Source organism: Agromyces cavernae, from assembly GCF_021044935.1.
Lineage (GTDB): Bacteria > Actinomycetota > Actinomycetes > Actinomycetales > Microbacteriaceae > Agromyces > Agromyces cavernae.
The window spans coordinates 711,246-721,347 of record NZ_JAJNMP010000002.1; the positions used below are offsets into that span (position 1 = coordinate 711,246).

The 10,102-nt window shown below is 71.1% G+C and carries 4 protein-coding genes; all 4 read right to left on the reverse strand.

Going from position 1 to position 10,102, the window contains the following annotated elements:
• Nucleotides 1-6 precede the first annotated feature (6 nt).
• Nucleotides 7-2,301, reverse strand: coding sequence for a transglutaminase TgpA family protein (locus tag LQ757_RS09430; protein WP_231046952.1), 2,295 nt, complete (start codon nt 2,299-2,301; stop codon nt 7-9).
• Nucleotides 2,298-3,596: a DUF58 domain-containing protein gene (locus tag LQ757_RS09435; RefSeq protein WP_231046953.1), complete on the reverse strand. Its 1,299-nt coding sequence runs from the start codon at nt 3,594-3,596 to the stop codon at nt 2,298-2,300. Before LQ757_RS09435 ends, LQ757_RS09430 begins: the two co-directional genes overlap by 4 nt.
• Nucleotides 3,593-4,561: an AAA family ATPase gene (locus LQ757_RS09440; RefSeq protein ID WP_231046954.1), complete on the reverse strand. Its 969-nt coding sequence runs from the start codon at nt 4,559-4,561 to the stop codon at nt 3,593-3,595. The genes LQ757_RS09435 and LQ757_RS09440 overlap by 4 nt, the downstream gene beginning before the upstream one ends.
• A gap of 180 nt (nt 4,562-4,741) precedes the next feature.
• Nucleotides 4,742-10,066, reverse strand: coding sequence for an Ig-like domain-containing protein (locus LQ757_RS09445; protein WP_231046955.1), 5,325 nt, complete (start codon nt 10,064-10,066; stop codon nt 4,742-4,744).
• Nucleotides 10,067-10,102: the final 36 nt, after the last annotated feature.

Below are 10,102 nucleotides of genomic sequence, written 5' to 3' on the forward strand. Positions count from 1 at the left end.
ACCACTCTACCGCCGTGAACGCAGACGGTATCGGGCGACGATCCTGCGTACGCGACCGACCGCCGCCGAGACCGCGAGACCCGCGGCATCCGCCTCGGTCCATCGCTTCGCGACCGCCTCATCACTCACCGACTCGCCGTCGAAGACATCGCGATCGATCGTCGCTGCCAACGTCGTCAGGCCGAGGGGCCGGCCCTCATCGGTCGTGGCGGCCACGCCCTGCTCGACGAGCTGGCGATCGAGTTCGTGCGCGGTCTGCAGGCGAGTCGACTTCGCCGGCGGCTCGAACCCGAGCTCGGCGTACCGGTCGACGAGTTCGTCCCACGCACCCGCGGCACCCCGATCGTTGGGCCCATTGCGGCGCTTCGCGCGCCGACGCCGCTTGGCGAGCGCGACGAACAGCAGCGGCAGCAGCACGACCGCGGCCGGGATGCCCACTGCCGCCGCCGTGACCCACACCCACGCCGGGATCTGGAACGGCCGGTCGCGGTCCTCGTCCTCGGTCTCGTCGATCTCGACGGTCGTCAGCAGCTCGTCCTCGACGTGCTCGGAGCGAGGGGGCTGGCGCACCTGCGGCTGTGGTTCGGACTTCGGCTTCGGCGTCTGCTCCTGCGGTACGTCGACCTGGTCTGGGGTCGGCCGGAACGAGATCCACCCCACCCCCTCGAACGGCACCTCGACCCACGCGGTGACGTCGGCCCCGACGACCTCGACCTCGTCGCCCCCCTCGGCGATGTCGGGGGCGAAGCCCATGACCACGCGTGACGGGTAGCCGAGATGACGCGCCATGAGCGCCATCGCCGCGGCGTACTGCTCTTCGTCGCCGACCATCTGGGTGCGCGTGAACAGCTCGATGAGGCGATCGGCACCGTGGCCTGCGCGCGACGCGGCCGAGTCGGAGGCGAGTCCGTGGCTGAGGAACCCGTTGGTCTTGAGCGCGCGCTCGATGTTGCGCAGCTGCTCGATCGGGCTCGTCGCCTCGCCCGCGTATTCCTCGGCCTTGGCCGCGACCACGTCGGGCAGGTTCTCGACGGGTGTGAGGTCGAGGGACGCGACGGGGGTGTCGATGAGCTGCTCGGTGTCGGGCTCCCGCTGGATGCGCGCCTCGAGGCGATACCGGGCGCCCTCGTCGATGCCGCTCGTGAGCACCGCCGTACCCGCCGCCGCGTTGTAGCGCAGGTCGCCCGCACGATCAGCGCTCGCCCCGTCGAGCAGTCGCAGGGAGGAGCCGTACCCGACGGTCGGCAGCCAGACGTCGCCGTACGCCTCGACCGAGATCTCGACGTCGCGCGAGCTGCCGAGGCTCGCGAGCTCGGGCGCGGGCAGCGTCTCGCCGACGATCGCGTACCCGCCGTCGGCGGCGGACGATCCGGGCCCGGCCACGTTCCAGAGCCGGCCGGTGTACGAGTCCATCGCGGCGAGCCGCAGGGTGTCACCGGGCTCGAGGCCGGTCGCGGTGAAGAGGGGCTCCTCGGCGAGGTCCTTCGTGTAGTTGCGGAACCCGGCGAGCGGGCTCGGGAACTCGAGCGGATCGAACGGCGGCACGATCTCGTCGCGCAGAACGAATCGCTCGGGCGCGATCGGCGCCACGGCGAAGCCGGCCACGGCCCCGAGCGCGACGGCGCCCGCGACGACGACCGCCGACCCGCGCAGCTTCTGCGCGCGCAGGCGCTTGGCGCCGTCGCCGCTCGCCTCGACATCGGCACCGCGGCGCCACGCGAGCCACACGAGGGCGATGGTGGCGAACGCGACCCCGCGCACGCCGGCGAGGTACGCCTCGTCGGTGCCGAGCAGGATGCCCGAGAGGTAGAGCAGCACCGGCCCGATGAGCAGCACGCTCGACCGCAGCACCGTGCGCCGCTTCGGCAGCCAGCGGATGACGAGCATCGCGCCGACGAGCGAGACGAGCCAGGCGGCGAAGTACGGAACCGCGGCGATGTAGTAGGGCGCCTCCACGGGCGTGCCGATGGTGACGATGTCGGCCCAGCCGTAGACCGCGCCGAGCGCGAGCCCCGTGAGCGATGCGAGGCTCGGGAGCACTCCGAAGAGGGCCATGGCGGGCATCGTGAACGGCGTGCCGAGCACGAAGTACGCCGCGAGACCCAGCAGCACGGTCGTCAGCACGCCGAGCCGCAGCAGCGAACCGGCCACGGCGACGAGGGTTCCGACGACGATGCCGGCCACAGCCGCGACGAGGAAGTTGAGGTCGCCGAAGCTCGTCTCGTACCCGGCGATGCCGAGCAGCGAGAGCACCGACAGCACGATGAGGTCGGTGACGACGGTGCGGGGAAGCCGGCTCATGGACGAACCCTCCGCACGAGTCGTTGCAGCTCGTCGAGCGCCCCCACGGTGACGACCGTCGTACCGGCGATGCTCGTGATGCGCGACGCGGCGCCCGACTCGACGCGGAATGCGATCATCTGCGTATCGGGCCCGAACACCGTCTCGACCGACCGGAAGTCGGCGAGGGGCACGGCCGAGCCGCCCACCACGATCGCGATGCTGGGGGCGGCGAGCCGCTTGGTGCCGTCGCGCACGAACTCGCGCAGCGAATCGTGTGCGCCGCTCACCGTCTCGATGCGGCTCGTGTCGTCGAGCAGCACCGTCGGCGTCGCCGTGCGCAGCTTTCGGCCCTCGGTGACGACGTCGAGGCGCGTTCCGTCGCGGATGACCTGCACGCCGAGCGAGGCGAGCACCGAGACGCCGAGCTCGAACTCGTCGTCGGAGGCGTAGTGCGAGCGCTCGGTCGATTGCAGGAGCACGAGCTGCGACCGCCGGGTCTCCTCATACTGGCGGACCATGAGCTGACCGGTTCGCGCCGACGTCCGCCAGTGCACGTTGCGCAGCGCGTCGCCCGGCTCATAGGCCCGCAACGCGTGGAACGAGATGTCGTTGTCGGTGATCGTCTTCGTGACCTCGCCCTCGAGGTCGCGCACGAGCCCGGCCGCCGAGGGCTGGAGCCTCGCGGTGACCGGGTGCACGAAGAGCTCGACGGGATCGGTCCAGCGGACGACGCGACGCAGCAGCCCCAGCTGGTCGCCGCGCACCGATGCCGCAGGCCCGGCCACGATCACGGCGCGCCGGTTGGTCGGCACCGCGAAGAGCTCCTCATGCTCGGCTGCCGGTGCGATCGCCGGGATCACGAACTCCGCGAGACCCGCACCGACCGGCAGTTCGAGCCGCGACGGGATCGACGGTGCGCTGCCGACGTTCTCGACCACGAGCCGGCCGAGGGCCCGTTCGCCCGCCACCACCCGACTCGGCTGCAGCGCGATGTCGACGCGGTACTGCATGCGACCGAAGACGAACGGCACCGAGACGAGCACCGCGGCCGCGAGGGTCGCGCCGAGGAACGCGAACTCGATCCAGCCGAATCCCCACGCGAGCGCGAACGATACGACGACGGCGCCGAGCACGAGCCATCCGGTCGTCGAGACGACGCCGGTGACGGGCGCCGACCACTCGGCTGCACGCTTCGCGGTCGCCGCCAGACGGCCGCCGGTGGAACGAACGGATGCCGCGACCGCGCGCCCGGCGGCACGGAATGCGATGCGCGCCTGTGAGGGAGCCCGCGGCGCACGGGTCTCGGCCGTCATGCCGCCCGGTAGGCCGGCGGAGCGACGTCGACGAGCACGCCCGACACGATGTCTTCCGCGGCGACGCCGGCGAACTCCGACTCGGGGTCGACGATGATGCGATGCGCGAGCACCGGGACGGCGAGGTCGCGAACGTCGTCGGGGGTCACGTACGTGCGACCGTGCGCGATCGCCCACGTCTTCACCGTTCGGGCGAGTGCGAGCGCCCCGCGCATGCTCACGCCGAGCGACGAGTCCTTGTGCGCGCGCGTCGCGGCCACGATCTGGTTGAGGTACGACAGCACGGCGGCGTCGACGTAGACCTCGGAAGCCAGTTGTGCCATCGTCGTCACCGAGCTGGCGGCGATGATCGGCGAGACCTTCGACGCACGGGCGCGGTTCGCCGAGTCGAGCAGCAGGGTCACCGCGGTGTCGTGGTCGGGGTAGCCGAGCGAGGTCTTGATGAGGAAGCGGTCGAGCTGCGCCTCGGGGAGCGAGTAGGTGCCCGCCTGCTCGACGGGGTTCTGCGTCGCGATCACCATGAACGGGCTGCCCACGTCGTAGCTCACGCCGTCGACGGTGACCCGGCCCTCCTCCATGACCTCGAGCAGTGACGACTGCGTCTTCGGGCTCGCCCGGTTGATCTCGTCGGCGAGCACGATCGACGCGAAGATCGGGCCGCGATGGAACTCGAAGTGCCCCTTGCCCTGGTCGTAGATCGTCACGCCGGTGACGTCGGAGGGCAGGAGGTCGGGCGTGAACTGGATGCGCGAGTGCGTGCCGTCGAGGGTGTTCGCGAGCGCCTTGGCGAGCACGGTCTTGCCCGTGCCGGGGAAGTCCTCGAGGAGCACGTGCCCATCGGAGAGCAGCGCCGTGATGACGAGTTCGATGACCTCCCGCTTGCCGAGGATCGCCTGGTCGATGTTGTCGACGAGCTTCGAGAAGGCGTCCTGGAACCACTGCGCCTGTTCTTGGGTCACTGCCACGTTCGTTCTCTCCTCATGCTGGCGACGCGACGGGCGCGCCGAACGACTTCAACTGAACCGGGAGTCGCGGCCGGCCCCCACCGCATGATCGCGGCGCCACGGACGACGCGCGAATCACGCTAACACGGTGCCCGCCATCCCCAGAACGGGGACCACTGCCCACCACGTGCTCGAATCGGCTCAGCAATCGGCCACGCTCCGTCCGGCGCGGTTCGTGTCGCTCGCGCGGATGAACCATCCGTCGTACGCACGTGACTCCTGGCGCATGTAGAACCAGTCGGACCCGTTGCGCTGCGAGCGGCAGACGGCGTCGATGACGGTGCCGGCCGGGATCCGTCCGGCCGGATTCATGGTGCACCCGAGGTCGAGGTTCGTGGGCGGGTTGTTGTAGGTCGAATCGGGCTCGGGACAGGCCGCGGTCGTGACGACCGTGTGGTTCGTCGGAGTCCACGGCGCCGTCGCCGTCGCCACGTTCGACGCGGTCCAGGCACCGCAGGCGCGGGCGTTGCACGCCTGCACCTCGTAGCGATGCGCGACGCCGATCGCCGCACTGCCGGTGTGGCTCAGCCCCGAGGTCGAGCCGCTCATCGAGCTGTTCAGGATCATGCGCCAGTTGTAGCTCGTCACGGCGCGACCCCCGTCGAACGACGGCGGCGTCCAGGTGAGGGTGATGCGGCCGGATCCGTCGCTCGATGCGTCGAGCCGGGCGCTCGTCGGTGCGCCCGGCGTGCCGAACGGCACCGCCGTGCGGCTGGGCGCGGAGGTCTCGGAGGTGCCGATGCCGTTCGTCGCAGTGACCCGGAAGATGTACCCGGTGCCGTTGGACAGGCCCGTGATCGTCTGCGGTGCGCCGTCGGCGGATGCCGGGAAGCCCCGGCTCGACGCGCCGTAGCTCACCGTGTAGCCGGTGATGGGCGAGTTGTTCGAGGCGTTCGCCCGCCAGGTGAGCGTCACGGCGCCGTCGCCGTCGGAGACCGCGGTGATCGTCGGGGCATCGGGCCGATCGCGCACGATGACGGTCGCTCGCCCCTGGGTCTGGCGTGCGACATCCCCGGTCGCATCCTCGATGCGGTAGACGATGCTCAGCGTGCCGCTGAACGCGGGCCCCGTGCGCACCGTGATTCCGGTCGAGGTGTGCGAGACGCTCGCATCATTGCCGACCCCGGTCGAGTCGATCGCGGCATCGACGACCCGCAACGGCCGGTCGGCGTCGAACGGGTTGACGTCGTTGTCGAGCACCGCGATCGGCAGGGACTCGCTGCGCCGCATCTCGAGAGGCCCATCGTCGACCGCGCGTGGCTTCGGCCTCGTGGACGACACGACACGGATGTCGACGTGGCCCGGCACGCTGAACGCATCGAACCCGACGTCGAAGGTGAGTCGAACGCCGGTTCCCGGTTGCACGCCGATCGGCGAGGAGACGCGCAGGATCGAGCCGTCGATGATCTCGGCGGCGACGTCGGAGGTCGCCCCGTCGAGGCCGGTGAACTCGAGCCGGTCGACGATCTCCGGGTTCGGGTGGTCGCTCGAGGCCCGCAGGTCGATCTCGAGCGGCGCTTCGCCCGCCTCGATCGTCTCGGACCGGGGAGTGAAGCTCGGCGGCGTGTCGCGGAAGCCCGGGTCGCCGACCGTGATCGGGATCGTCAGGATGGCACGCCGGCCGAGGGGGTCGCCCGCCCCGTCGCCGTCGGTCACCTCGAAACTGACGGACGCCTCCCCTCGGAAGCCGTGCTCGGGAACGAAGCGCAGGGTCTCGGCGTCGACGAACGGCGACGACTCCGCTCGCATGGCGGTCGCGGCCAGGATCGTGGCGGGCTTGCCGCTCGGCACCTCCACGAGGTCCGCGACATCCCACTCGATGCGTCCGTTCATCGGCACCACGACGTCGCCGAGGTCCTTGAGGTGCGGAGACGCGAACTTCGCGCGCTCCTCGGCGAGCAGTTCCTCGGGCGTCTTCTCGCGCTCCTCGAGTGCCGCCGGCCGGTCGCCGTCGGGAACCGCGGGTACGACGACGAACGCCCTCGCGCTCAGGTCGTCGACCTCGTTCGTCAGCCGGTACGCGACGGCGTAGCGCCGCGCGCCGGGTTCGACGTCGATGCTGCCGTCGGCGAGCACGGTGGCACGGGACGCGTTCGGGCCCTCGACGCTGACGGCGAGATCCTCGACGAGACCGCCCGGGTTGGTCGCGTCCCGCAGCGGTCGCACATTCGTCGATTCGCCCGCGACCACGTCCTCGGGCTCGAGCACCTGGTCCTGCGCGGTCGGCGGGTCGATGACCGCGTCGTCGCTCACCGTCACCTGCACGAACGCCGTGTCGACCCCGCCATGTCCGTTCGAGATCTCGTAGCGGAACGAGAAGCTCCCCTCGCGGTCGGGCGCGCGCACCACGATCCGGCGTCCCTGCCGCACCTCGGCATCGAGTTCAGGGGCGACCTCGCCCAGGTCGGCGACCTCGATCGCGTGGCCGTTGGGGTCGGAATCGTTGAGCAGCACCTCGATCGAGGCCGTGCGCCCGGGCCGCAGCTCGACGATGTCGTCGACCGCCGTCGGGGGCGACTGCACCGCAGCGCGCGGGATCACGCCGATGCGCACGACGCCGGTCGCGGTCGCGCCGTGCGTGTCGCGAACCTCGTACCCGAACGTGTCGGTCCCGCTCGAACCGGCGAACGCTTCATAGGTGAGCTGCGTGCTCGTGCGCTCGACGATGCGACCGAGCGTCGGCGGCGTCGAGATCCCCGTGAGCACGACCGAGTCGCCGTCGGGATCGAGCCCGTCGAGCGGCACATCGATCTTCACCGCCGAACCCGTGAAGGTGCGCGACGTCAGCGGGGTCGGCAGGGGCGGACGATTCTCGGCTTCCTCGCCGATCACGTGGAATCGGACCGTCGCCCTCGCGTGCTGCTCGAAGTCGTCGCTCACCGCGTAGACGACCGAGTACTCGCCCGGTTGCGTGGGCGCCTGGAATCGCACGGTGTCGCCGTTCACGAACGCGAGGCCCTCGCCGACCAGCGCGTCGCCGAGCTCGCCGTCGAGGTGCATGGCCGCGGCATCCGGATGGTGGTCGTTGCGAAGCCCGGCGACGCGGGCGATATCGCCGGCGCGAACCGTGACGCGGTCGTCGACCGCGACGGGCGGCTGGTGCTTCACGATCGGGGGCACGGGCACCACGGTGACCGTCGAGCCGGCGCTGTTGACGCCGTCGGAGATCGTGTACGCGAACTGCAGCGGCCGGTCGAGCGCTTCGGTTGCGCTCACCCGCGCGACCGTGTTGGTGAGCAGTTCGACCGACACGAGGCCGGCGGTCGCCGAATCGTCGACCGACTGCACCGCGAGCACCCGCCCCGAAGGCGAGACATCGTTGGCGAGCAGCGACACCGAAGCGGGCTCGCCGGGTCGCAGGTACGCCGTGTCCCTCACTGCCACCGGCGCCGGGACGTCGTCGGGCTCGTCGACGACGTCGACGCGGATGAGGCCCGTGCTCACCGCGGACCCCGCCATGAGGTCGTAGAGGAACAGGTACGATCCCTCGACGTCGCTCGCGAAGGCGATCGTCCCGCGCTCGAGGTTCGGGGTGACGCGAGCATCGACCGGAACATCTTCGACCGCGGCGAGACCGAGTGCGGCACCCGACGGGGAGAGGTCGTTCGCGAGCGGATCGAGCTCGATGGTCTCGCCGGTGAACACCCGGGCGTAGTCGGGCGTGCCGACCGGGTCGGCGCTCCCCGACGGCCGCACGTCGACGGCGAGCGTTCCGGTCGCGCTCGTGGTGCCGTCGGAGACGACGTACGCCACCTCCTTCGCGCCGGGCGTGCCGGACCGGTGCTCGAAGGTGAGCTCTCCATCGGGGCTGAATCGGACCGCGTCGCCTCCGACCGGCGACGCCGAGACGAGCGACAGGTCATCGCCGTCGGGGTCGATCCAGTCGGCGAGCACGTTCGTACCGAGCCGCTGGCCCGACTCGACGGTGATGCCCGTCGTCCGCACCGCCGTGGGTGCGGCGTTCTCGGACTCGGGCACGATGCGGATGTCGACCGACGCCTCGGCGATGCCGCCCCGACCGTCATCTGCGGTGTACCGGAACGAGGCCGTGCCCGCGAAGCCCTCGGCCGGCGTGAACTGCAATGCCCGCCCGCCGTCGATGGACTCGAGCCGACCAGCCGACTCGGCGAGATCGGGCACTCCGTCGACGACGAGCACGTCGCCGTCGGGGTCGGTGTCGTTGGCGAGCAGGTCGACGATCGTGGCACGGCCGGGTCGTGCGCCGAGCGAGTCGTCTCGCGCCAGCGGTGCACGGTTGCGGTCGGTCCGCTCGGCCAGCGTGTCCTCGAAGGTCTGCTGGGAGCTCTTCTCCTCGCCCTCCTCGGCGTCGGATTCCTCAGGGGGCGTCACCTCGTCCCAGTTGTCGACCAGCCGCATGTCGGAGTCGACGAGCCAGGCGTCGCCGTTCGCGAGGTTGTTGAGGGCGATCACGTCGCGGTTCACACGGAACTCGAGGTCACCGCCGATCACGGCTTGATCGATCGACGAGGCCTTCGGTTCCGCCTCGTCGCACGCCGCCAGGTAGGTGCCATCGGCGGCCCAGGCACCGTGCGCGCAACCGCCGAGGCGCACCGGGGCGGCGACCGCGTCCGCGCTCGCGGCACCCGCTTCGCCCGCGCTCATCCCTGCGTCGCCCGCGCGCCCCGCCCGGTCGTCGGCCGGCACGGTGCGCACGTCGCCCCCGCCGAGCGGCACGGCGATCAGGCCGTCGGATGTCGCGACCCACGCATCGCCGGCGGGCGGTCCGCTCTGCTGCAGGCGGATGCCGGGTTGCGGCAGGTCGACCGTTCGCCCGCGCACGATCACCTGCTCTGACTCGGTGTCGAGGATCACCGGCTCGTCGCCGACCGCCGAGAGCTCATGCGCGCCGATCGCGGGGATCTCGACGAAGCGCGCCGGCGAGTCGAGCAGCACGGTGTGCAGTCGCCCGGCCGAGGGCTCGCTCGCGAAGACCGTCCCGGTCGACGAGACCGCGACGCGACTCTCGGTGTCGAGCTCGAGCAGCCGATCGATGCCGTCGGCGTCGAAGCTGAGCTCCCCGCCCACGTGGGTCGTCCAGAGCTCGCCCTTCGGCGAGAGCACGGCGAGCACGTCGCCGCCGTAGGCGAGTCGCGAGCCGGGCGGAACATCGATGCGCTGGGTGAGGGTCGTGTATGCCGGGTCGACCCGCTCGACCGATCCGACGGTGCGGTCGTAGAGCAGCACATCGTCGCCGTCCTGGAAGACGTCGACCTCGTTCGACACCACGGCGACGGCGGCGTCGAGCTCCTCGATCTGGCGGTTCAGCCGCCCGGCCATCAGGTCTTGGGCGTTCGTCACCCACACGTCACGGGCGCGCAACTCGGGGTCGGTGACCGGGAATCCCTGATGAAGCACGGCGATCGCGAGGGGGCCGCCGACCAGCACGGCGAGGCAGGCGACGGTCGCGATCGACCGCCGCCCGCCGAACCTCCCCGTGCGCATCATGTTCCTACGGTGTGTGCGGGCTGCGCCGTGTCACGC

What these genes read in the sequence shown, in the direction of transcription:
- LQ757_RS09435 (WP_231046953.1), bottom strand. Translation starts at nt 3,596, where the DNA reads ATGACGGCCGAGACCCGTGCGCCGCGGGCTCCCTCACAGGCGCGCATC.
- LQ757_RS09445 (WP_231046955.1), bottom strand. Translation starts at nt 10,066, where the DNA reads ATGATGCGCACGGGGAGGTTCGGCGGGCGGCGGTCGATCGCGACCGTC.
- LQ757_RS09430 (WP_231046952.1), bottom strand. Translation starts at nt 2,301, where the DNA reads ATGAGCCGGCTTCCCCGCACCGTCGTCACCGACCTCATCGTGCTGTCG.